The following is a 24,151-nucleotide window of genomic DNA, read 5'->3' as shown; positions in this document are numbered from 1 at the left end:
GTAAATGCATTTAATGTTCCACAGACTATTTTTTTATTAAATTTATTGTAATTTATTACTTTTTCAAAGAATTTAACTATAATATTTCAAAAATATTATATTAAAGTGAGAAAAATGGAAAGTACTATTAAAAGTATTGCAATCGGAAAAGTAAAAAATTATTCAAAAAATGAAAAAAATTTTGACAGTGCTTATAAAAAAGATATTTTTTTAGACTCTGCAAAAATTAATTCAGATGGGATTACAGATGATATTCAAGTAGATAAAAGATATCATGGGGGATTAGATAAAGCTATTCATATTGGTTCAAATACACATATTATAAAAAACCCAACTTTTGATAAACTTTTTATTGGTTGCAATTTAATTATAGAAGATTTAGATGAAAAAGACATTTGTGTTGGAGATATTTATAAAATTGGTAATGTAAAAATACAAGTAACACAACCAAGACATCCTTGCTGGAAAATTGGAGCAATTTTTAATAAAGACATAAATAGATATATTGTAAATAATCATGCAACTGGTTGGTATGTAAAAGTTTTGGAAGAAGGAACAATTAACATAGAAGACAAAATGATTTTAGAAAAAAGAGTTTCAAATCTAAGTATATATGATTTATCTGTTTACTTAAAAAATAGCCCAAGTGATAAAAGAATAATAAATGAAATTTTAGAATCTGAATTTATAGCACAAAGTTATAAAAATGATTTTTTGAAAAAATTAGATAAAAAGTAAATTTACTTTTTATCCTCTTGTAAACATATCTCCTGATGCAGTATAAATAACTCTCTTTCCATAAAAATCACTTTTGTCTTTATTCTCATAAGAAGCTTTATTTACAAAATCAGCATATTTTGAAGAGTGGTGAATATAATTATCTTTTAGTTTTTTATAGTTATCATCACCATTTTTAAACTCTCCTTTTATCTCTAATACTTTATATATCTTAGTTAAGAAATCATCATTTTTTAAGCTATATAAAGAAAATGAACCAAAAGGAACAATTTCTAAGGCTTCTTTTTTTCCTAAATATTTTCCTTTAGTCATATCTTTATAAATAGCTCTTTCATACATAATCTTTAGTGTTACATATTCATATTTATTTAAAATCTTTTTATTACATTGCTTTATATCATATGTACTTTTTTTAATTCTACTTTCTCATCACGACATGAAGCTAATAACATTGAAAACATAATTAGGATAAAGAGGGGTTTTATGGATAAGTTCAAAATAAACCTTAATAATAATTTTTTTGTTTATATTAAATTTTATATTCATTTGGGTTTAAATAATTTTATAAACTTTCTACCTTATAAAGTTTTTTTCTCTCTTTTGAAGAGGGAATATCTAGAATTTTTCTATATTTAGTAACAGTTCTTCTTACCATTTTAAGGTTATACTTTTCAAATACTTTTTCTAAAATATGTTGATCAGTTAATGGCTCAGTTCTATTTTCATACTCAACTAAACTTTTTATATAACTTTTTATTTGAGAAGATGACAAATCTTTATTATTAAGTGCATTTGTAAAAAAATGTTTTAAAGAAAAAACTCCTAAATTACACTCAATATATTTATTTGCAACTGCCCTACTTATAGTCGATTCAGCAAACCCCAACTCATTTGCTAATTCTTGCATTGAAAAGGGTTTTAATTCTCCACCTACAAAAAAAGATATTTGTTTCTCTACAATTAATAATACAATTTTGTAAAGAGTTGATTTTCTAAGATTTAATAAATTTACTAAATCCCTTGCTTGTTTTATCTTCTCTTTTATTTCAGATTTTTTTGAAGAGAATGGATCTTTTACTTCAATATCTGGATAATAAGCATTATTTATTTTTATATTTATATCTTCATTTACTTCAACGAAAAAATCTGGAATTATTTGAGTATTTGTATTTATATACTCAATTGCAGGAGGATTATTAAAATGTTTTATAATTTCTTTTGCATCTTCAAATCTATGATGAGTTGCATATTTATCTAAAACTTTTATATTTTTTATAATTTTTTTTATAAATTTATATAACTCATCATCAATCTTCTTATCAGAAGCATCAAGTTGAAATAAAAATGATTCTGATAAATCTATTGAGCCAACACCACTTGGTTCTAACATTGAAAATCTTTGTCTAATTGATTCAACATAAGTTGAAGTTACATTACAATTAATTGCAATATTCTCTATGTCTCCTTCAAAATATCCCTCTTCATTAATATCACATAAAATTTCTGTTGCTACTTTTTGTGAATTTGGAGTTGGGAAAAGTGGTTCACATATTTGTTCACTTATTTTATCATTTAATGATTTTTTATATATTGCCAAAGATTCTATAAACTCCGAACTAGTTCCTTGAGAAATAAAATCATTATAAAAATCTTTTGGTTTTTTAACTTCTAAAAATGGATTTTCATAAGATATATTTTTTAAATGTTTTTCTAAATCTTGAAGTGAAGATTGTAACATTGGTAACCATAACTTCAAAGATAAACTAAGAGTTTGTTTTTGTGCTATTGATGTTGATAATACTTGTGCCATATTCTTACCTATTATTTTATATTCTACTCAAATTGAAAAACAATTTGAGTAAAAAAATGTATAATAATTAGTATTTAATTCTAACTACACCATTTGGCTTAACTATTTTCATTTGACAAGAAAGTCTAGTTTTATCTGTACATGTTCCAGCACAAGCCTCTTTTATTACTTTTTTTTCTTTTTCATTTATTTCTGATAAAAATTCCATACCTTGTTCAATTTCTACAATACAAGTACCACATTCTCCATCCCTACAGCCAAAAGGTAATGCAGAACCTGACGCTTCTACTACATCTTGAATTGTACTTCCTGGCTTTACATTAATTGCTAAAAAATCATTAATTATCTCTACTCTTGTTGTCATTTTTTCTCCTTTAATTTGTTATAATTTATATGGTTTAACTAAAACATCACCTTTGATTAACATCATAGGTGCAATTCTTATTTTTGGACTAATTGTAAATTGCTGACATTGTAATGCTTCTTCTTTAGAAACAGCTCCAAGTTCAACTAACAAATCTAACTCTTCATCTTCCATATAACTAGTTGGTTCTTCATCAGCTAAATTTTCTACTTCAATTAAGCTTTTTGAATAATCTGTTGTATCAGTAGATATTGGTACATGTTTCTCTTTTGCTAACCTAACAATTGGTTCACCAATTTTTGCATCATATACTCCATCACTCTTTTTATCAAAATGCATAAAAATCACTTTTGCCATTCTTTCTCTCCTTTATTAATTTTTAAATTTTTCTCTATGTTTTTTTAAAAACTCTATTTCTTTAGATACTTCATCTTCATATGGTTCCATTGCTTCTAATTCATGTTCTCTACATCCAACAATTTCAACTAATGCAGATTCAACTTCTAAAAAATGTACTTCATATACTCTAATTACTTGTAAGAAATCTCCAATTGTTCTAATATATCCTATTGCACCAGCAGGCATCATTACTGTACCTATTGGACAATAAGGATAAGTTCCATCATTTACAATCTCTTTTAATAATTTTACTTTTTGTCCTATACTAAATTTTGCACTATCTTCATCATTTCCTGATCTATTTGATGTAACTTCATCATATAAAGTAGTTTTTTCATCAACAATTGATTTATGTTCATATCCATTAGCAACCACAATTTCCTCCTGTCGAACCAGATGAACATGCTGAACATCCACTTAATTTTCCATTTTCAAACATATTCCAAACTTGTGCAGCACTAGGAGAGTAACCATTTTTAAAATCCATGTATACTCTTAATAATGAGAATTTAAAAAAATCTAATAGTTTATTTTCCTCTTTTATTGAAGTTAAACCTTTTTTAATAAGATTTCCGTACTCTTTCATAATATGAAATCTTTTTACATTAATTAACTTTTGGTCATACTCAATATTGAAAAAGTTAAAGTAATCTTCTGTATTTGTTAATTTATAAAATTCATCAACTGTTTTCATAACTACTCCTTTTTATTTGGATATCTCTTTTTTTAATGATTCAATCCAATTTTCTATTCTTTCTTCTGTTTTTCCCTTCTCATTATGTTCATCTATTGCTAAACCACATAATTTATCTCCTACTTGGGAAAGTGAATATTCATAACTATAATCACTGGCATCAACAAAACCTATAATATCTGCACCCGCTTTTGTAAAAGTTTTATAAAGTTTTCCTAAAGCTGAACAAAAATGTTCACCGTGTTTTACGCAATCTCCTGCTCCAAAAAAAGCGACTTTTTTACCAGAAAAATCTATTTCATCAGAATCAATGTCAAGTTGTGGATCAACCCATTCATGATGAACATCACCTTGACCCCAAGTTGAGCTTCCAATAAATAAAATATCATAATCTAATAACTGATCAACATCATCAAAATCTTCTTCCATATTTATCAAATTATCTTCTTCAACATTAAAAGCTTTTGCTAATTTATCAGCAATTTTCAAAGATGTACCACCTGCAGTTGCACAAAATATACCAATATTTGCCATCTTTCTTATCCTTTAACTTTTATACTTTTTATATTTTTCTTGTGCTTTAATTAGATTCTTTTCACCCTCTTGTTCTAACTTTTCAAAAGTTCTAAAAGAAAATCTATGAGCATCTTTAAAATATTTTTCACAAAGAACAATATCATCTGCAAAAACTACAACTCTACCAAAACCTTCATGACTCATCTCCATAACAACTGAACACATAACGCTTGTAAGTTTTTCAAAAGCTAAAGCTATTGCTTGATAAATAAGCCTTATATCTTGAACTTGCATTTCATCAATATCCGCAATAATTGGTATATTTTTCAATTCTTCTTTAGTTTTTACATACTTTTCATTTAATAAATCTTCATCAGATTTATTAGCCCATGTACCAAATTGATCTAAAGCTCTAACTTGACCAATTAATGTACTTAAAAAAAGTTCCTTAAGTTCCATTATGCAACCTTTTTTTCAACTATTCTTTTTATAAAAGGAGGTGGGTTTGTATTTAACATATCTTTTAATTTATCAACTTCACTATCAATAGAAGTAACTTCTTTATATTTAATAGTAAATATTCCATTATTTATCAACTTAGCTGCTGCAGTTGCTCCAATATTTGTAAAATAGACAATATCTGTACCAAGTAATGCCTTTACTGTTGCATCTGTATCTTTTGGAGTTACTTTTATAATCTTAGACACTGCAGTAGAAACTTTACTTATTTCATAAACTGCAAATTGTGTTGCACTACCAAAATGAGAATCTATGTTACTTAAATCTGTAGTTGCAAATGCAACTTTGATTGTACCTTGACCTTGTTCTTTTGATTTTATTTCTATACTATTCATTGTTTTTTCCTAGTAAATTTAAATATTAATATGCAAAAAGTGTTCCACGAAAAAATAAATAAAAATTATTCAAATTTATAATGATTTATTATATTTGCTAATTCAAAAAGTAAATAACAACTTCCTTCATATAAAACATCATTTTTCAACTGATTCCCAACTCCTTCAAAATCAGGAAAACCTCTTAAAAGAAGTGCTTTATTATGTTTTTTTGTATATCTTAATCCATGAAAATTTGAAATTAGAACATCACTTTTTAATAGATATCTTTCCACATCTTCAAAATCTCCAACTAAAATATTAGGACAATCTAATTTTTCTAATACTTCATCTTTATGAGTTGTTATAATTGCTTTGATATTTGCACCTGCTTCAGTAATAGTATTTGCAATACTTACACATTGGTCTGGTTCTAAAGCTAATACAAAAGAGCTACTTCCAATAGCAAAATGTGTATCTAATAATGCATCTTGTAATCTTTTTCTCCATCGCACAATACTAGGATGAGGAGATGTAAGCTCTTTTATATTGCATAATTGTTTATAAAAATCATCAGTTGCTTGAATACCACAAAGGCTATCAAAATGAAGTAAATTAATATTTTCATTTTTTTCTTGCATTAATTCACCTGCTTTTTTAACACTATTACCAATAGTTATTACAAGAGAAGATAATGCTAAATTTTTAATCTCTTCAACACTAATACCACCAGAAGTTAATGCACCTTGCTTTAGTCCTAAATGTCCATCCAAACTATCACTTAAATCAGGTAATGAATAAACTTCATAACCAAACAAAGAAAGAGTATCTTTTATCTTTTCTATTTCAATTGGTTTTAAATTAACATTTGGAATTATCAAGGCTTTATTATTATCAATATAAGATGTTTTATTTACTAGTTGAGTGATTATTGCTTCAATGCTTTTAGCAAATCCACTTTCAATTGAACCTTCAAAATCAGGAGTATTTGCATAAACCATTTGTTGGATATCTTTTAGTAATAAAGTAGCACCTTTTATATCATCACCTTTTGTTTCAGTTAATCCAGTTGTGAATAGACCAACTAAATCAGGTTTTACTTTTTTTGTAATATTTTTTATACTCTCACTTATTGCATAATCTCCACCATCAATTACTGCTGTAATATCATTTACTGCTGTTGTTTGAACAGCAATTGGATCATTAAAATGTCTTGTGAAAAAAACTTTAGAAAAAGAGGCACAACCTTGTGCGCCATGCATTAAAGGCATACAATTTTTAATACCTAAAAAGCACAACATTGCACCCATTGGTTGAGATAATTTTATTGGATTTAATTGAAGTGGTTTTGCACTTAATGCTTCCATAATTGATTCCTTATGGTATATTTTATAAATATATGCAAAAAGTGTTCCACTATATTTTTTATGTTATATTAAAATGTTAGTGATTAAAAAAGTATTTATTAGCAACAATCAAATTCAACTCTATCTAGAAGATTTATTCCTTTTTCAAAATCATACTCTTCAAATAAATCAGAAATATAAAATACATTTGAACAAATATGATATAAAATGTCTTTTTCATTCTCTTTTGCTAATATTTCATGATAGTTTTTAGGAATAAAACTATCAAATCTATCCCAAAAACTATTTTTACATTCAGGATTTTGTTCAAAAAGTTCATATAATGCATCTAATACATTTGCTGCATCTTTATAACAATCTATATTGTCAAAAGTCACATATCTATCTCTTATTTCTTCTTCCATAGTTTTTATGCTCCTATAAAATATCTTTTATTTTGAATGCAAAAACTATTCCTTGAATATTGTTTAAACAAATGAATCTTTAACTTCATTATATTGTGTTATAAATTTTGAATATGATTCAATTAACTCTTTATTATAAGTATTTTCTGAAGTATTACTTACTTTAAATGCCATTCTTGAAACATTATTTATTAAAGAATCTAAATCTACTTGACTTTTTTCTTTTTCATGTTCTTTTATTTTAGTATCCTCTTTTTTATCTTCTTCTTTTTGTTTTGCATTTATTTCATTTGACGAAAATGTACTATTATTAATTATTAATGAATCTATATAACCTTTTTGTAAATCATCCATTTTTTTTATTATTTCAGAATTACTCCATACTAAAACTTTTGGATCATCTAAACTTTTTAATCTATTATAATAAGCTAGATTTATATCATCGTTATCTGTATAATGTACTGCATCAAGTTGTACTTTTAAAGCAAGAAGATCTCTTTTTTCTTCCTCACTAAGATCATTACCATTTTTAAATGCATCTTTTACTACCTTTAATATTTCATCATAATTTTGTTTTACTTCTTCAAATGGTAATTGTCTTAATTCTTTTATTGTATAACTTGAATAATCAGTTTCATTTGGTATTTTTTCTTCACTTTTATATCCATATGCAGACTTATGTACATCATCCAAACTAAAAGTTTTTCCTGCAATAGTTATTTTGTCTCCATGAATATAGTACCCTTTACTATAATCAACATGAGGATTATTATTTTCTCTTATCCTACCATGTTCTGCTATAAACTCTTTTGCATTTTTTATTGAGTTAAGAATTTTATTTAAATCTGTTCCTTGTATGATATTAGCATCAGCTGAAAGAAATCCATTAGCTCCACTTGCAATAGTTATTTCTGGTTCTTCATAATAAATTTGAGCATTATCTTGATATTTATCAAAAATAGCTTTATTTATTTCATCATTATCAAAGAAATTAACAATTTTAAATTTATCTTTAAAATTAAGTAACTCTTGTGCTTGTACATTTTCATATGTTATTTGACCATACTCTTTATCAAGCATTTTATTAGTAATTTTCTCTTCATTTAAAAATTTAGACTGTTCTTGAGAATAAACTTCAATATCCTTATTATTTACTAGTTGTGTATATGGCATAGTTAAAGCAAGTCTTTTTTGATAATTTTTAAAAGAATCAGAATAAAAAACATCTTTTGCTGCTTTTAATTTCTCTTCTAGAACTTTTTTTATCTCATTATAGTGTTCTTTTAATTCACTATAAGATAATTGACTTAACTCTCTTATACTATATGTAGAGTAATCTCCTTCAATTTTTTTAGGAACTATGGAATCAGTTTTATCTTCTTTTTGTGTTTTAGAAGATTCGCTTACTATATTTGATGAAATATGTTTTTTCATCAAATTCGATGTAGGTGTAGTCAAATTAAGATTTGAGAAACTATGTGATGATGAAATAATCATAATAAATCCTTTTTTAGAATTTTAGTTAAACTATAAAAATATTTTATTTTAAACTTTCTTAATTTTAGATAAAATTAAATATTTAATATAATTAAAAGTTTTTTTATAATTAATTCCAAGGTTCAGGACTTCCTACAATTTTAAAAACTCTATTATTTACTGCATATGAGACATCTTTTGCCAAATTAATAAGACCATTATATGCACCATAACTTACTTTTTTTTCTTGATTTACATCTACAAAAGCAACTTTTTTCTTAATTGCTGTATATAAACTTCTTCCTCCTGCAAGTAAAATATCAACATTGTGTTCATCAATTAGTTTTGCTTGTTCAACACCTGGATTTGTCATCAAAATATCAACATATTTTGAAGCAATCTCTTTATCTTCTAAAGTTGCTTTTTTAACACTTGTTGCAACTACTTCAAGTCCTATATCTTGCAAAGCACTAGCAATAGACCAAGATTTATTACCTCCCGTATTTAAAATGGCTTTTTTACCTTTAAATAACTTTTTATAAGGTATTAGTTTCTCTTCTAATTTACTCTCTTCTGCTTTTATTATTTCTTCTGCTTTTTTACTTAAATTCTCATCTCCAAAAGCATTTACAATACTTCTAATTGCATTTGATGTATCTCTTTTTCCATAAAAAGATACGCTTACATATGGAATTTGATATTTTTCTTGCATTTTTCTTGTAAGACTTATTAAAGATTTAGCACATACAATTACATTTAATTTTGCCCTATGTGCCATTTGAATATTTTCCACTCTTCCATCTCCAGCTAAAGTAGAAATAATTTTAATCCCTATTTTTTCTAAAATAGAAATATATTGCCACATATCTCCTGTTACATTATATTCACCAATTAAATTAATACCAAAAGGATGAATCTCTTTTGGTTCTTTTGTCCCAATTAATTGATGAAAAACAGACTCAGCACCAAGTCTTGACCCTAAATTTTTCCCTCCAACAAATCCAGGAGAGTGAATTACAACTACAGGTATTTTATGTTTTTCTTCCATTCTAGAACAGACATTATCCATATCATCACCAATCATTGCTGTAACACAAGTTTCATATACAAAAATAGATTTGGGATTTTTATGTTTAACTATATACTCAATAGAGTCTTCTAACTTTTTAGTTCCTCCAAAGATTACATCATTAGTATTGACATCTGTTGTGTAACCAGTAAGAGTATTATTTTGTTTTTCATAAGAAGTCAAAGTCTGTCTTGTTTCCCATGATGCACCAATACATGTTGCTGGAGAATGTACCAAATGAACAACATCTGCAAATGGAAATAATGAAATTTGTGAACCTTCAAAAGCACAACCACCTGATGTTGCACCTGGCTTGGGCTTGTCACATGATGATTTTTTTGTTTTATTATGAGTACAAGAACTCTCATTTAGAAGTTCTCTAATTAATTTCTTATTAACCATCTAAGCATCCTTTTTATTAGATGTAAATTATGATGCAAAAACTATTCCATAAAGAAAAAATTTGATACAAAAGGAATAGTTTTTGCATATTGTCTTTAAAAAGGAGATGATAATGATAGCAATACCAATAGATAGTAAAGATTCTAATACTATTTCACAATATTTTGGAAATGCAAATTTTTTCGCACTTGTAGATTCTAAATCTGGAGATGTTAGTTTCTGCCAAAATAGAGGAAGTGGTAATGGAATAGAAACAGCAAACTTCTTAGATGATTTAAATGTTACTAGTACAATTTTTTATCATATGGGAGATGGAGTTTTTAAAACTTTAGATAAAAAAAATATCAAAGTCTATACATGTGAAAAACAAAATTTAACAATTGATGAAATTTATAAAAAATTTTCAAATAATAATACAAAACTTGTTACAAAAAACAATTGTAATTTATTACTTGATTCAGGTAATAGTTCAGCTTGTACTTGTGGATGCAGTAAAAAATAAGGATATTAAATGAAACATCAAGAAGCTTTAAATGCATATAAAAACAAAGACTTCGAAACAGCTCTTAATATTTGGCAACAAGAGAGTGAAAAAAATAATGATCAAGCTATGACAAATATTGGTTTGATGTATTTAAAAGGAGAAGGTGTTTGTAAAGACTACACTTTGGCTAAACAGTGGTTTGAAAAAGCGAGTAGTTATGATAATGCATCTGCTAATTTTAATCTTGCATTAATGTACCAAACAAAAATCGGTGTTGATGAAGATATAAAAAAAGCTACTAAATACTTTAGAAAAGCAGTAGAAAAAAATCATACACAAGCAGCATTTAGATTAGCACTAATTTTACTTCAAGATAGAAATAAAATAAGTAATATAAAAGAGGGATTTGAGTGTATGATAAAAGCTGCAAATAATGGTCATACATTAGCAAAAATTCAACTTACAGGAAAAGAAGAAAAAACAAGTAATGAAATGAAAATAAATGAAGAGTTTAGAACTCTTACAAAAGATGAACAGTTAACAAAAATCAAAGATTCACTTGATAGATTTATCAAACCAATCTTACTAAAAGATGGGGGAAATATTGTATTAATTGATTATATAAATAATCCTGATATTGAGTTAAGACTTGCTTATCAAGGAGCTTGTGTAGGTTGTTCTATTGCTTCAACAGGAACATATGAAATGATTTCAAAAACAATGAAAAAAATCATAGATGAAAAAATAAAAATCATCATTTTATAAGTTTATTCTTGATTTTAACATGTAACCATATTGTAAATAAAAGAGAGTAAAGTTCAATAATTTTTTCTAAGGATTTGGATTATGACTTCACTCTCTACAAATAAAAAACTACTAATATTTCCTATTATCTTTTTTTCAATTCTTATTATTTCAGCAGCTACAATTAATTTTTTTAATAAAAAAGCAAATAATTCAGTTGAAATTGCGATAAAAACAGATGAAACAATCATAAAAGTTCTACATGCAAGAATATCATTTAAGCAGTTTGTTGCAGAACTAGATGAAGATTTTGCACTAATCGTATCTGATGAGTTTAAAAAACTTTTTAAAGATGTAAACAGCTTAAAAAATCATCAAAATATGCTAAAAAAAGAGGATATTGAAACAATAAATAAAACTTTAGAAAATATAAATAGCTATCTTGATTTATATAAAAAATACTCTACTGCAAGAATTGATAATTTATATAGTGGAAATACAACAGAAACAAATGAGACTCAATCAATGTTAGAAAAAATGAATAATTTAGTTTTATTTATCGAAAATGGACTAAATAGAATTCATGATCACGCAATAGAAGCAAAAAAAAGTTGGTCATTTAGATTAAATATAATTTTAATATCATTAGCAATCTTTTCATTCATTACTTTTGGTTTAGTTTCATTTTTTATATCAAGAACAATTATAAAATCAATTAATAACTTTAAAAAAGGATTATTGTCATTTTTTGATTATTTAAATCAAAATACAACAGAAGTAGAGTTATTAGAACAGAATAATAAAGATGAATTTGGACAAATGGCAAAAATAGTAAATGAGAATATCATAAAAACAAAAAAATCTTTAGAAGAAGATAGAGTTCTTATAGATGAAGCCATTGAAGTTCTAAATAACTTTGAACAAGGAGATTTATCTCAAAGGTTAAAATCTAATGTTTCAAATCCTATATTAACGCACCTAAAAGATGTAATAAATGAAATGGCTGAAAACTTTGAAGATAATGTTAATAATGTTTTAATTACTTTAGATAAATATACAAACTACAACTATTTAGATTCTATTGATGAGACAGGATTAAAAAAACAGCTTTTAAAACTTGCACAAGGTGTAAATAATTTAGGTGAAGCTACAACAAAAATGCTAATTGAAAATAAATCAAATGGACTTACATTAGATAAAAGTTCTGATATTTTACTTGCAAATGTAGATACACTTAATCAAAGTTCTAATAGTGTAGCAGCAACTTTAGAAGAGACTTCTGCAACTTTAGAAGAGATTACTACAAATATAAGAAGTAATACTTCGAATATTGATAAAATGGCAAAACTTTCAAATGAAGTTACTCAATCTGCAAAAAATGGAGAAACTCTTGCTAATAAAACTTCTGAAGCAATGATAGATATTAATAATCAAGTATCTACTATAAATGAAGCAATATTAGTAATAGATAAGATTGCATTTCAAACAAATATTCTATCACTAAATGCTGCAGTAGAAGCTGCCACTGCTGGTGAAGCAGGTAAAGGTTTTGCTGTTGTGGCACAAGAAGTGAGAAACTTAGCATCAAGAAGTGCTCAAGCGGCAAAAGAGATAAAAGATATAGTCGAAAATGCTACTTTTAAAGCAAATGAAGGTAAAAATATAGCTTCAAATATGATTGAAGGATACACACAATTAAATGAGAGTATTTCTCAAACAGCAATATTAATAAATGATATAGAAAATGTAAGTAAAGAACAACTTACAAATATAGAACACATTAACGATGCAGTAACACAAATAGATTCTCAAACACAACAATATGCAGCTGTTGCAACTGAAACATATGAAGTTTCCAAAGTTACAGATAGTATTGCAAAACTAATTGTAAAAAATGCAGATGAAAAAGAGTTTAGAAATAAAGAGCTAGTAACACAAAAAGAGTTAAATACTCAAGTAACAAACAAAGAAGAATAGTTATATATTTTCTTTGGAATAGTAATTGCATCATTCATAAATATAAAGTGTAAACTGTAAGGATATATTATGAAAATTGCATTTGCTTCAAAAGATAATATTTATATAAATGAACATTTTGGTTGGTGCAAAAAGTTTTTTATATATGAAATAAATAATAACTCATATAAATTTATAAAAGCAATAAATTCTAAAGATAAAATAGATAATGAACTAGATAAATTATCATATAAAATTCAATGTTTAGATAATAGTGATATTTTATATGTAGAGCAAATTGGTCCAAAAGCTTCATTACTTGTAAAAGATTCTAAAATTTTCCCAATTAAAGCAGCAAATGAAAATGAAAAAATTGAAGATGCTTTAAATAAATTAATAAAAATGCAAGAAAATCCTCCAATTTGGATGAGAAGAATAATTGCAAAATAGTATGAATAAAACAAATGAAGAACCAATTGAAATAGCACCAAATATATTCTTTATAGGTGTTTTTGATCCAAATATTAGAACATTTGATATAATTATGAAAACTGCAAATGGATCTTCTTATAATGCATATTTAATCAAAACAAATGAAGGTGTTGTTATATTAGATGGTGTAAAATTAGAGTTTCAAGATATTTTTTTTCAAAAAGTAGAAAAACTTTGCACATATAATGAAATAAAATATGTAATATCACATCATTTAGAACCTGATCATGCAGGATCAATTCCAGAATTAATAAAAAGAGCCCCTCAAGCAAAAGTATTAATTTCACCACAAGCAACTGCAATGTTAAAAGCAATTACACATAATGAAAATATAGATTTTGAAACTGTATGGACTAATAAATCTTTGAAAATGGGAGATAAAACAATTAAGTTTTTAACAACTCCTTATCTACATTGGCCAGAAACAATGAGTTCATACGTACAAGAGAATAAACTTCTTTTCTCTGGAGATGTTTTTGGAAGTCATTATCATGATAGAAGATTATTTAATGATTTAGTTGGAGATTTTCATTATTCATTTAAATACTATTATGATCATATAATGCGACCATTTAAATCATATGTATTAAATGCTATTACACTATATGATAAACTTGAAATTGATCTTATTGCAACATTACATGGTCCTATTTTAAGAGATAATCCAAAAAAATATATTGATTATTATAGAAAATGGAGTCAAAATAGTTATAAATTAAGTTCAAATGGTAAAAAAACTTTATCAATTTTTTATCTAACAAGCTATAAAAATACTCAAGATATGGCTGAAGCTATATATGAAGGTGCAGAAAGTGTTGATGGCATAATTGCTAATGTTTATGATTTAGCATCAATTGAAGAATCTAATATGATTAATATTTTAGAAGATAGTGATGGAATTTTAATAGGAAGCCCAACTATTAATGCAGATGCACCTAAGCCAGTATGGGAACTACTATCTTGTATGATGTTATTAGAAAAAAAAGGTAAATTAGGCTCAGCTTTTGGAAGTTATGGTTGGAGTGGAGAAGCCGTTGATATGATTATACATAGATTAAAATCACTAAATTTTAGAGTACCTCCTATAGAAAATATAAAGATAAAATTAATCCCTACAGAAGAAGAACTTCAAGATTGTTATGATTTTGGTGTAGAGTTTTCTCATATACTAAATGGAAAAATTATAGAAATGACAATGAATTAAAAATCAATTCGTGATGAGTATAAAATAACAGTTTATTTGACTAAAACTATAAAAGTTATACTCATCACTAATTAATTTATACCACTTGTTTATAGCCCCCTATTTTAAGTCTACGGAACACAAAATGCATTAATACATACAAATAAAATATATGTCAACATTAAAAAGGAGAGACTATGAGTTGTTCTTGTACATCAAGTAGTACACAAGAAAATTTAGAACAAAATATAATGGATAAAATCAATAACCATCCTTGTTATAGCGAAGGTGCTCATCAACATTATGCAAGAATCCACATAGCAGTTGCACCTGCTTGTAATATTCAATGTAATTATTGTAATAGAAAGTTTGATTGTTCAAATGAATCAAGACCTGGAGTTACTTCTTCTAAATTAAATCCACAAGATGCAGTAAAAAAAGTATTATTCGTTGGCGGAAAAATTCAACAACTTTCAGTTGTAGGAATCGCAGGACCAGGTGATGCATTAGCAAATCCTAAAAAAACATTTGAAACTTTTAAACTTCTTCAAGAAAAAGCTCCTGATTTAAAACTTTGTATATCTACAAATGGATTAAGACTTCCAGAGTTTGTTGATGAAATTGTAAAATATAATGTTGATCATGTAACTGTTACAATAAATAGCGTAGATCAAACAGGTGAAATTGGAAGTAAAATATATCCTTGGGTACATTGGAATCATAAAAAAATCTTTGGTAAACAAGCAGCCAAAATTCTTTTAGAACAACAACTAAAAGGTATAAAAATGCTTACACAAAGAGGTATTTTAGTAAAAGCCAACTCTGTATTAATTCCTGGAGTAAATGATAAAGAAGTAGCAAATGTAGCAAAAAAACTAAAAGAGTTAAATGTATTTTTACACAATATTATGCCTTTATTATCTAAACCTGAATTTGGAACTTATTATGGACTAAATGGCCAAAAAAGTGCAACAGATCAAGAAGTAATGCAAGCACAAGAAGCATGTGGAATGGACATGAAACTAATGGCACACTGTAGACAATGTAGAGCTGATGCAGTAGGACTTATTGGTGAAGATAGATCAAATGAATACACAGATGATGTATTTAAAACAAAATCATGGGAAGAATTAGAAGATATTTATAATATAAAAGCTAGAAAACAAAGACATGAACTAATTGAAAATTGGAGAAAAGCACTTGAAGGTGCAAATGAAAGAGTAAAAATAGAACAAGCTTCAAAAGAACAGTTAAGTTCAAATAATCAAACAAAACTAATTGCAGTTACAACAGCAGGAGAAGGTACAATAAATCTTCACTTTGGTAGTGCAACAGAATTTTTAATATATGAAGCTGGAGATAAAGCTATTAAATTTGTAATGCATAGAAAAGTAGAAAATGCTTATTGTAAAGGACCAGAAGATTGCGATGGTTCATATCCAATTGAAGAGATAAAAAATACTCTTAAAGATGTAGACTTATTACTTACAGAAAAAATTGGAGAGTGCCCACAAGATGAATTAAGAAAAATAGATTTAATTACTGATGATTCTTATGCTTTACAACCAATAGAAAAATCAGTTTTCGAAGCTACTAAAAAACACTTCTTTTCACAAAAAGAGTTGGAAGTAAATTAAAGGAACACTTCTTGCATATTTTATAAATATTAATTTTAAAAGGCAAGAAGATGTTAATAGTAAATGATACAACTTTAAGAGATGGTGAACAAGCTGCTTATGTTGCCTTTAACACAAAAGAGAAACTAGAAATTGCCCAAAAACTTTATAAAGTAGGTGCTGATGAGTTAGAAGTTGGTATCCCTGCAATGGGTAAAAAAGAGCAAGAAGATATAAAAGAGATACTTGCTTTAAATTTACCAATGCAAATTATGAGTTGGAATAGAGCTACATTAAAAGATTTAGAAGCTTCATTAAAATGTGGTTTAAAAGCTGTAGATTTATCTATTCCTGTATCAGATATTTTAATCGATGTTAAATTTAAAGGTGATAAGAATAGACTTTTAAAGCAACTTGAAAATGTAATAATACAAGCAAAGAAAGAGAACCTTTTTGTTTGTATTGGAGGAGAAGATTCAAGTAGAGCAAATAACTGTTTTTTAAAAGAGATAATGGAACTTGGAAAATCTTTAGGTGCCAATAGATTTAGATATTGTGATACAGTGGGAATATTAACCCCTCATACTACATATAAAAATATAAAAGAGTTATCAAATTATAATTTACTTGATATAGAAATGCATACTCACAATGACTTTGGAATGGCAACTGCAAATGCAATTAGTGGATTTGAAGCAGGTGCTATTAGTGCAAATACAACAGTAATTGGATTAGGAGAAAGAGCAGGAAATGCTTCTTTTGAACAAGTATTAATGAGTTTAAAAACACTTCTAAAAAAAGAAGTTACAATCAATTCTAAGGATTTAAAAGATCTTATCAAAACAGTAAGTAGTGCTTCAAATAGAAGAGTAGATACAAACTTACCAATTATAGGCAAAAATATCTTTTCACACGAATCTGGAATACACGTTAATGCAATGATAAAATCAAATCTTTGCTATGAACCATTTTCACCAATTGATGTGGGATTAAAAAGAGATTATCCCATAGGTAAGCACTCTGGTACCTCAACACTAATGTATCATCTAAAAACTTTAGGAATTGAAGCAAATAAAGATATTTTAGAAAAATTATTGCCACAAGTAAGACAAATAGTTACAAAAAGAAAAAAAGTATTAAAAAACAATGAGCTAAGAGAGTTATACCTATGTTTATTGGATATTTAAGAAATAACTTTGAAAATAATATATCAAATTTAGCAAATAGTGATGATTTTTTTGAATTATCATTATTAAAAAACACATATGATAGTTTTCCTCAATTTTGTTTTGCTGCATATGAGAAGCAAGAGATAATTGGAGTATTAAGTGCATATGTTTTTGATAATTATTTATATATTAATATGCTTAAAGTAATTGATTTAAATAAAGATATTGCAAGAAGACTTGTTAGTTTATTACTTAAAAATATTGAAGATGAAAATGTATATATATTAGTTGAAGATGAGATTTCATATGAACTTGAAACATTAGGATTTAAAAAACAATGTTCTTTTGCAAGATATATTCATACTTCACAACCAGTTGCTTTTAACTTTTCAAACTCTATTGCAAAACAGATTAATGAACAAAACTATGATGAAATATCTGTTAAATTAGACAAAATTACATTTTCACAAAATAGACAATCATACTTATTGAAAAATACTATGTTTGATAGTTCACTAAAACTTTGTACACAAGAAGCTTTTATGAACTCTTACTCAGTAAACAAAAAATTTATAAGAATTTCTCCATGGGTGATTAAAAAACAATCATTTTTAGATGCTGAAAAACTTTTAAGAGGTGTATTATATTACAGAGGGTTAAAGAAAATTTTTGCTTATGCTTATTGTGATGATGAAGAGATAATACAACTTTATGAAAATTATAAATTTAAAAAAGACATGAAGTTTTCATTTATGTATTTAAATGAAGAACCAAATATCAAATTTGAAACTATATACGCAATTTAAAGGAATAAATATGAGTGATTTAACACCAGAACAAAAACAAAACAAAAAAAAATTAGCTAAGTATAAAAGAAAAGTCGTAGAGCTTGCAGGAACAGTACATGATATTGTGGAAGATACAATTTGGCAAGATTATGACAAACTACCTAAACTTAGTGAAGAGATATTAGTTGCAATGGATGATGTTAATAAATTTAAAGAAGAACATCCATATTTAAAATAAGTTTAGTTATGGAAGATTTAAAAAACAAAAGAATTTGTGAATGTGGTGAAAAAACTATTCAAGAGGCTATTGAAATTTTTAAAAATACGGAACTTCCATATAAAAAAGCTAAAAAACTGGTTACTGGTTGTAATAAGACTTGCTGTAGAAAAGCATTAATGAGTCTTTTTAATATGGTTAAATTTGGGCAAATTGATTATGAAGAAATTTCATTTTTAATTGATGCAGCAAATGAAAGATTAAAGGATTGATATGCAAGATTATAAAAATGATTTTATCAAATGGATAAAATCAAATAATTTTGAAAATTTAATATGTATAGATAATTTTGAAAAAATAACTATTTTAGATTTAAGTAAACAAAAAATCAAAAATATTCCAGAAAGTATTTGCATATTAAAAAACTTATCAGTACTAAAACTATCAAATAATAGAATCAAATCATTGCCCTCTTCTATTGGAGAGTTGCAAAAGTTAAAAAACCTACAGTGTGAAAATAATTTGATTGAAGATATTCCTGTATCTATATCAAAATTATCAAATCTTTTAATTTTAAATCTAAATGGTAATAGAATAAAAAAGATTCCAAAAGAACTATGTTTATTGACAAATTTAACAAGATTGACTCTTGCAGCAAATAAAATAAAACATATTCCAAAAGATTTGAAAAAACTTGACAAACTATTATATTTATCATTTGATACAAATGAAATAAAGAAAATCCCTAATATATTTGAAAAGATGAATGAGTTATATTATCTTGATTTATCATTTAATAAATTAACCAATTTACCAAAATCATTTTCTAAATTAAAAGAGTTAAAAACACTACTTTTAGAAGAAAATAAATTAGAGAATATAGAATTAATTGAAGAACTAAAATCTCTTACAAAACTAAACCTAACAAATAATAATCTTAAGAAAATAGATATTAATTTCAAAAAATTATGTAAACTTGAAGTATTAATACTTGATGAAAATTTTTTAAAAGAGTTACCAAACTCCATTTTGAATTTAAATAATCTAATTATTTTGAGTGTAAGTACAAATTGTTTAACTAACTTACCTGAAGATATTGATAAACTAATTAAACTTGAAGAGTTAGATTTAGAAGATAACAAACTAAAGGCTCTTCCAAATAAAATATATAAATTAAATAACCTAAAAACTTTATATATAAAACACAATAATAAAATTAAAATACCTGAAAATTTGAATTTAAACTATCTTGATATATTAGGAGAAAGTTATGAATGAATTAGAAATTATGGAAAGTGAAATTTTAGAGTTGTTGCAAAAACATGCACATAATTCTTATGCTAAAAATGCATTAGCTCCTTGGATTGCTAAAACATCAATAAAAATGGGACACCTATATTCAGATTTGGGTTTAAAAAATCGTAGGGAAATGGGTAAACTCATGACACATAACTTTACTACTTTAGCAAAGTTAAAACCTGAAACTATGAGGTGGAAACGTTATTTATATAACTGCATAGGAAAAACGGCCCCAGCATGTGCCACTTGTAATGATATTAATAATTGCATGAAATGTTCATTGGGTTAAATCTTCAATATTAATTTATTTATCAATAATCTAATTTAAGTTAAACTGTTTATATTATAAATAACTCTTATGAAGGATAAATATATGAAAGTTGGTTTTATAGGATTAGGAATCATGGGGAAACCTATGGCAAAAAATTTGTTAAAAGCGAATTATGATATTGTAGTAACAAATAGAAGTAAATCTTCTGTTGATGAACTTGTAAAAGCAGGTGCAAAAGCAGCCAATAATGCAAAAGAAGTTGCAAGTGCTTGTGATGTAATTATTACTATGCTACCAAATTCTCCACAAGTTAAAGAAGTAGTTTTAGGAGAAAATGGAATAATAAATACAGTAAAAGCAGGCACTACGGTTATTGATATGAGTTCTATTGCTCCTTTAGCTTCTCAAGAAATTTCAAAAGAACTTGAAAAAAAAGATGTAGAATTTTTAGATGCACCAGTAAGTGGTGGTGAACCAAAAGCTATTGAAGGAACACTATCAGTTATGGTTGGTGGGAAAAAAGAGATATTTGATAAATATTATGATTTATTAAAAGCTATGTCTAATTCTGTTGTATATACTGGAAAAGTAGGAGCTGGGAATACTACAAAACTTGCAAATCAAATAATAGTTGCTTTAAATATTGCAGCAATGAGTGAGGCATTAGTATTATCCACAAAAGCTGGCGTTGAGCCAGAACTTGTATATAATGCAATTAAAGGAGGACTTGCTGGAAGTACTGTTCTAGATGCAAAAGCTCCACTTATTATGGATAGAAAATTTGATCCTGGCTTCAAAATTAATCTTCATATAAAAGACTTACAAAATGCACTTGATACAGCACATGAAATTGGTGCACCCTCACAACTGACAGCTGCAGTTATGGAAATAATGCAAGCGATGAAAGTTCAAGGTGAAGATAATTTAGATCATAGTGCTTTAGTTAAATATTATGAAAGACTTGCAAATACTGAAGTAAAAAGATAAATTTAACATTTAATTAACATACATATTATAAAATAGTACAAATAAAAAAGGATAACAATGAAAAAAATTACTTTATTTGTACTATTAAGTATATCTGCAATTTTTGCTTCAGATTTAAAAATTGAAGATGCTTATGTAAGAGCTACTCCTCCTGGATTACAAAATTCAGCAGCATTTATGACTATAAAAAATAGTTCTGATGAGAATATAGCTTTATTAAAAGCTAAAAGTAATGTTTCAAAAGTTGTAGAATTACATACCCACCAAATGAAAAATGGAATTATGAAAATGTATCAAGTTCCTAAAATTGATATTGCAGCAAAAGGAGAAACAACACTTAAACCTGGTGGTTTTCATATTATGCTTATAGGTTTAAAACACCCTTTAAAAGTAGGAGAAAATGTTGATTTAACTCTTGAATTTTCAAATGGTAAAAGCCAAAAAGTAAGTGCAAAAATTAAAACTGTTATGGGTGGTATGAAAATGAAACATCATAATATGCAACATAAAAACTAAAAAATTATGCCTATTCAAAAAAATGAAATAAAAAGTATTATATTTGCAATAGCAGGAATAACTGCTATTGTTCTTGGTTATTTTTTAATTGACTTTAATGCATTATATCAATCACTAAAAGGTGAAACAAAATATATTACTCAAGATACCAAATGCGACTTGCATAAACAAAGTTGTAGTATCAAAATTCAAGATGGAACAACTTTTGAATTATCAATAAATCCAAAATCAATTCCATTAATGAAACCTCTTAAATTTTCAATTAAAAGTAATAACCCAAACTTAAAAGACCTAACATTAAATATATATGCTACAAATATGTTTATGGGTGAATTCAATCTTCATTTAAAAAACTTAGGAAATGGAAATTATGAGACAATTGGTACACTACCTACTTGTCCAGTAGGAGATATGAAGTGGAATGCCGATATAAAAATAGATAAATTAAGTAAAAGTATTGGTGCAAGATTTAAATTTAAGACAGGTATATGATGAAAAAAATTACAAAAATATCCATAATAATTATAATAGCAGCTGTTATAATAGTAATATTAAAACCATTTTTAGATGAATATAAAGAGCATAAAAAATATGACTTTAAAGTAAGCACAATAAATGGAGATATAACAAAAGATAGTCTAAAAGGAAAAGCATTTGCAGTGTACTTCGGATATACATATTGTCCTGATGTATGCCCTACTTCATTAAGTAGCTTAGCTGCTGCATTAAATAGTTTTAAAAAAGAAAAAACTAAAAACTTTGTAGGATTATTTATAAGTGTAGATCCCAATAGAGATAAACTAAAAAATTTAAATGAGTATGCAAAATATTTCCATCCAAACTTTATAGGTGCTACTTCAAATAAAGAAAATATTGATGACATAACAAGCAAATATGGCTCTTACTATAAAAAACTACCTCTTAAAAACTCTGCAATGGGTTATTCAGTTTCTCATACTGCGTATATATATTTATTTGATAAAAAAGGTAAATTTGTAGCAAAAATACAACACTCATCAGACCCAGATAAAATAAAAGAGTATTTAAAAAAAGTGTTATAAACACAAATTAGCAGTATTATATTTCATATACTGCTAATTTAACAAATACTAAAAAACAAATCCAAAAATACATAAGATAACATTATTTTTAATTATATTTCATAAAAATATATCTATACTAAAAAAAATTATTATATAAAGAGAGGATATGAAAAAAAACAAAATTTTACTAACATTAACTACAATTGTCCTATGCTCACAAACAAATATTTATGCTCAAGAACTTGAGAATTTCATAAAAGATGTGAATATTTCTGGAACATTATCTTATAGATATAATGATTATGAAACAGATAAGAAAGCAGGTAAAACTCAGAACTTTTACAAAGCAGCTTTAAATATATCAAAAAAAATAAATGCAGATGTTAAATTAAATACAAGATTTTTAGCACAAAGATTTTCTATTAATACAGGAAATCAAGCAGATGAAAATACTAATATAAATTTATCAGAAGTAAATTTTCTTTATACAGGTATAAAAGATTTATCTATTACTTTTGGTAAACAAGCTATTTATTCACCTTGGACAACTCCAAGAGATGCAATGGGAGATGAAAATACAGGTACTGGAATATATGCAGTTTACAATAAAGATATATTAACTTTAAGTGCAGGATATTTTAATCAAACAAATTTCAATCAAGCAGAAATCAGTACATGGAATGGAATAAAAGGAATTAATGGTTCAGAAGATTTAGCATTGGTAAGTGCATATTTAAAATTGCCTTTTGTAGATTTTGATATATCTTATTCAGATTTGGAAGATACTTATGATAGTTACTCTATTGGATTAAATAGTAATTTTAAAGTTAGTGATATTTCTATTTCTCCTTTTGCTAGATATAGCTCTTTAGATTTAGATAATAGTGATAAAAAGAACTCTCTTTGGCAAATAGGACTTATTGGAAAAAAAGGAATTTATTCATTATTTACAGCGTATGGAGAAACAAATAAAGAAGGTGGAAATGTTTCAGTTGACACTAGTGCCAAAACAAATATGGATTATGCATGGAGAATAACAGCATCAAATGATGCAGATGCAAAATATTTTTATATAAGTACAAATGCAAATGTAACTTCAAAAACTAACTTGGGGATATATTACTCTACTGCAAATTATGGTTCAGATTCAAGAAAAGATGCAAAAGATTTAACAAATATTTTTGGACAAGTTAAATACAAAATGTCTAAAAACCTTGTTTCATATTTAAGATACGGAACACTAAGAACAAAAGGTGAAGGAACTGGAACTGTAGGAAGACTTAATATTCAATACTCTTTTTAAAATAAAAGTCC

Annotated in this window: 31 protein-coding genes; 18 read left to right on the top strand and 13 right to left on the bottom strand. The window is 26.2% G+C overall.

The annotated features are described in order from the left end of the window. The first annotated feature begins 114 nt into the window (after nt 1–114). Nucleotides 115–738 (top strand): MOSC domain-containing protein, encoded by a 624-nt coding sequence (locus CRU93_RS01620; protein WP_129102437.1) that lies wholly within the window; start codon nt 115–117, stop codon nt 736–738. A gap of 9 nt (nt 739–747) precedes the next feature. Here CRU93_RS01620 and CRU93_RS01615 read toward each other — a convergent pair whose 3' ends face one another. The 13 genes from CRU93_RS01615 to CRU93_RS01555 all read right to left on the bottom strand — a co-directional run bounded on the left by CRU93_RS01615 (nt 748) and on the right by CRU93_RS01555 (nt 10,072). Then, the gene (locus CRU93_RS01615) at nt 748–1,050 is read right to left on the bottom strand and encodes a hypothetical protein (protein WP_129102436.1); all 303 of its coding nucleotides are present in this window, start codon (nt 1,048–1,050) and stop codon (nt 748–750) included. 250 nt (nt 1,051–1,300) lie between these two features. After that, nucleotides 1,301–2,548 (bottom strand): RNA polymerase factor sigma-54, encoded by a 1,248-nt coding sequence (locus CRU93_RS01610; protein WP_129102435.1) that lies wholly within the window; start codon nt 2,546–2,548, stop codon nt 1,301–1,303. A gap of 67 nt (nt 2,549–2,615) precedes the next feature. Further along, nucleotides 2,616–2,912, bottom strand: coding sequence for a 2Fe-2S iron-sulfur cluster-binding protein (locus CRU93_RS01605; protein ID WP_128990674.1), 297 nt, complete (start codon nt 2,910–2,912; stop codon nt 2,616–2,618). Nucleotides 2,913–2,930: 18 nt separating this feature from the next. Beyond that, entirely contained in the window at nt 2,931–3,269 is a 339-nt protein-coding gene (locus CRU93_RS01600) for a hypothetical protein (protein WP_129102434.1), read from the bottom strand. A 15-nt stretch (nt 3,270–3,284) separates the two neighbouring features. Beyond that, the gene (locus CRU93_RS01595; protein WP_258238790.1) at nt 3,285–3,686 is read right to left on the bottom strand and encodes a nitrogen fixation protein NifZ; all 402 of its coding nucleotides are present in this window, start codon (nt 3,684–3,686) and stop codon (nt 3,285–3,287) included. Then, on the bottom strand, nt 3,676–4,005 hold the full coding sequence (locus CRU93_RS01590; protein WP_129102433.1) for a nitrogenase-stabilizing/protective protein NifW: 330 nt from the start codon (nt 4,003–4,005) through the stop codon (nt 3,676–3,678). The genes CRU93_RS01595 and CRU93_RS01590 overlap by 11 nt, the downstream gene beginning before the upstream one ends. Nucleotides 4,006–4,017: 12 nt before the next feature. Continuing rightward, complete coding sequence (locus CRU93_RS01585) at nt 4,018–4,539, bottom strand: flavodoxin domain-containing protein (RefSeq protein WP_129102432.1); 522 nt, start codon at nt 4,537–4,539, stop codon at nt 4,018–4,020. A 12-nt stretch (nt 4,540–4,551) separates the two neighbouring features. Beyond that, nucleotides 4,552–4,980 carry a NifX-associated nitrogen fixation protein gene (locus CRU93_RS01580; protein WP_129102431.1) on the bottom strand — a complete coding sequence of 143 codons (429 nt, stop codon included), beginning with the start codon at nt 4,978–4,980 and terminating at the stop codon, nt 4,552–4,554. Continuing rightward, entirely contained in the window at nt 4,980–5,375 is a 396-nt protein-coding gene (locus CRU93_RS01575; protein WP_129102430.1) for a NifB/NifX family molybdenum-iron cluster-binding protein, read from the bottom strand. The genes CRU93_RS01580 and CRU93_RS01575 overlap by 1 nt, the downstream gene beginning before the upstream one ends. A 65-nt stretch (nt 5,376–5,440) precedes the next feature. Continuing rightward, the gene (gene nifN, locus CRU93_RS01570; protein ID WP_129102429.1) at nt 5,441–6,721 is read right to left on the bottom strand and encodes a nitrogenase iron-molybdenum cofactor biosynthesis protein NifN; all 1,281 of its coding nucleotides are present in this window, start codon (nt 6,719–6,721) and stop codon (nt 5,441–5,443) included. A 98-nt stretch (nt 6,722–6,819) separates the two neighbouring features. After that, complete coding sequence (gene cowN, locus CRU93_RS01565; RefSeq protein WP_129102428.1) at nt 6,820–7,125, bottom strand: N(2)-fixation sustaining protein CowN; 306 nt, start codon at nt 7,123–7,125, stop codon at nt 6,820–6,822. Between the two features lie 63 nt (nt 7,126–7,188). Then, entirely contained in the window at nt 7,189–8,622 is a 1,434-nt protein-coding gene (locus CRU93_RS01560; RefSeq protein ID WP_129102427.1) for a hypothetical protein, read from the bottom strand. Between the two features lie 109 nt (nt 8,623–8,731). After that, nucleotides 8,732–10,072, bottom strand: coding sequence for a nitrogenase component 1 (locus CRU93_RS01555; protein ID WP_129102426.1), 1,341 nt, complete (start codon nt 10,070–10,072; stop codon nt 8,732–8,734). 112 nt (nt 10,073–10,184) lie between these two features. Between CRU93_RS01555 and CRU93_RS01550 the strand changes: the two genes are divergently transcribed. From CRU93_RS01550 to CRU93_RS01470, 17 genes are all read left to right on the top strand, one after another. After that, a complete protein-coding gene (locus CRU93_RS01550; protein ID WP_129102425.1) occupies nt 10,185–10,574 on the top strand; it encodes a NifB/NifX family molybdenum-iron cluster-binding protein in 390 nt (129 codons plus the stop codon). Nucleotides 10,575–10,583: 9 nt separating this feature from the next. Then, the gene (locus CRU93_RS01545) at nt 10,584–11,321 is read left to right on the top strand and encodes a NifU family protein (protein WP_129102424.1); all 738 of its coding nucleotides are present in this window, start codon (nt 10,584–10,586) and stop codon (nt 11,319–11,321) included. An 81-nt stretch (nt 11,322–11,402) separates the two neighbouring features. Further along, a complete protein-coding gene (locus CRU93_RS01540; protein ID WP_129102423.1) occupies nt 11,403–13,277 on the top strand; it encodes a methyl-accepting chemotaxis protein in 1,875 nt (624 codons plus the stop codon). Between the two features lie 69 nt (nt 13,278–13,346). Beyond that, nucleotides 13,347–13,706 carry a NifB/NifX family molybdenum-iron cluster-binding protein gene (locus CRU93_RS01535; RefSeq protein WP_129102422.1) on the top strand — a complete coding sequence of 120 codons (360 nt, stop codon included), beginning with the start codon at nt 13,347–13,349 and terminating at the stop codon, nt 13,704–13,706. After that, a complete protein-coding gene (locus CRU93_RS01530) occupies nt 13,696–14,952 on the top strand; it encodes an FprA family A-type flavoprotein (protein ID WP_258238789.1) in 1,257 nt (418 codons plus the stop codon). Before CRU93_RS01535 ends, CRU93_RS01530 begins: the two co-directional genes overlap by 11 nt. 176 nt (nt 14,953–15,128) lie before the next feature. After that, nucleotides 15,129–16,568 (top strand): nitrogenase cofactor biosynthesis protein NifB, encoded by a 1,440-nt coding sequence (nifB, locus tag CRU93_RS01525; protein WP_129102421.1) that lies wholly within the window; start codon nt 15,129–15,131, stop codon nt 16,566–16,568. A 50-nt stretch (nt 16,569–16,618) separates the two neighbouring features. Further along, nucleotides 16,619–17,734: a homocitrate synthase gene (nifV, locus tag CRU93_RS01520; RefSeq protein WP_129102420.1), complete on the top strand. Its 1,116-nt coding sequence runs from the start codon at nt 16,619–16,621 to the stop codon at nt 17,732–17,734. Then, the gene (locus tag CRU93_RS01515) at nt 17,716–18,522 is read left to right on the top strand and encodes a hypothetical protein (RefSeq protein ID WP_129102419.1); all 807 of its coding nucleotides are present in this window, start codon (nt 17,716–17,718) and stop codon (nt 18,520–18,522) included. Before nifV ends, CRU93_RS01515 begins: the two co-directional genes overlap by 19 nt. Before the next feature lie 10 nt (nt 18,523–18,532). Then, nucleotides 18,533–18,742, top strand: coding sequence for a CCE_0567 family metalloprotein (locus tag CRU93_RS01510; protein WP_129102418.1), 210 nt, complete (start codon nt 18,533–18,535; stop codon nt 18,740–18,742). Between the two features lie 8 nt (nt 18,743–18,750). After that, entirely contained in the window at nt 18,751–18,993 is a 243-nt protein-coding gene (locus CRU93_RS01505) for a hypothetical protein (RefSeq protein WP_129102417.1), read from the top strand. A 1-nt stretch (nt 18,994) separates the two neighbouring features. Beyond that, entirely contained in the window at nt 18,995–19,999 is a 1,005-nt protein-coding gene (locus tag CRU93_RS01500) for a leucine-rich repeat domain-containing protein (protein WP_129102416.1), read from the top strand. Then, complete coding sequence (locus CRU93_RS01495) at nt 19,992–20,309, top strand: nitrogen fixation protein NifQ (protein WP_129102415.1); 318 nt, start codon at nt 19,992–19,994, stop codon at nt 20,307–20,309. The genes CRU93_RS01500 and CRU93_RS01495 overlap by 8 nt, the downstream gene beginning before the upstream one ends. Before the next feature lie 84 nt (nt 20,310–20,393). Beyond that, nucleotides 20,394–21,278, top strand: coding sequence for a 2-hydroxy-3-oxopropionate reductase (gene garR / locus CRU93_RS01490; RefSeq protein WP_129102414.1), 885 nt, complete (start codon nt 20,394–20,396; stop codon nt 21,276–21,278). A gap of 57 nt (nt 21,279–21,335) precedes the next feature. After that, a complete protein-coding gene (locus CRU93_RS01485) occupies nt 21,336–21,794 on the top strand; it encodes a copper chaperone PCu(A)C (RefSeq protein ID WP_129102413.1) in 459 nt (152 codons plus the stop codon). Nucleotides 21,795–21,800: 6 nt separating this feature from the next. Next, entirely contained in the window at nt 21,801–22,286 is a 486-nt protein-coding gene (locus tag CRU93_RS01480) for a hypothetical protein (protein ID WP_129102412.1), read from the top strand. Continuing rightward, nucleotides 22,286–22,855, top strand: a complete 570-nt coding sequence (locus tag CRU93_RS01475) for an SCO family protein (RefSeq protein ID WP_164967601.1) — start codon at nt 22,286–22,288, stop codon at nt 22,853–22,855. The genes CRU93_RS01480 and CRU93_RS01475 overlap by 1 nt, the downstream gene beginning before the upstream one ends. Before the next feature lie 148 nt (nt 22,856–23,003). Next, nucleotides 23,004–24,140 carry a major outer membrane protein gene (locus CRU93_RS01470; RefSeq protein ID WP_129102410.1) on the top strand — a complete coding sequence of 379 codons (1,137 nt, stop codon included), beginning with the start codon at nt 23,004–23,006 and terminating at the stop codon, nt 24,138–24,140. Nucleotides 24,141–24,151 lie beyond the last annotated feature (11 nt).

This window comes from Arcobacter sp. CECT 8985, assembly GCF_004116495.1.
In the GTDB taxonomy this organism is placed as follows: domain Bacteria; phylum Campylobacterota; class Campylobacteria; order Campylobacterales; family Arcobacteraceae; genus Malaciobacter.
The sequence above is the reverse complement of the archived record's forward strand: the minus strand, read 5'-3'. Positions and strand labels throughout refer to the sequence as shown.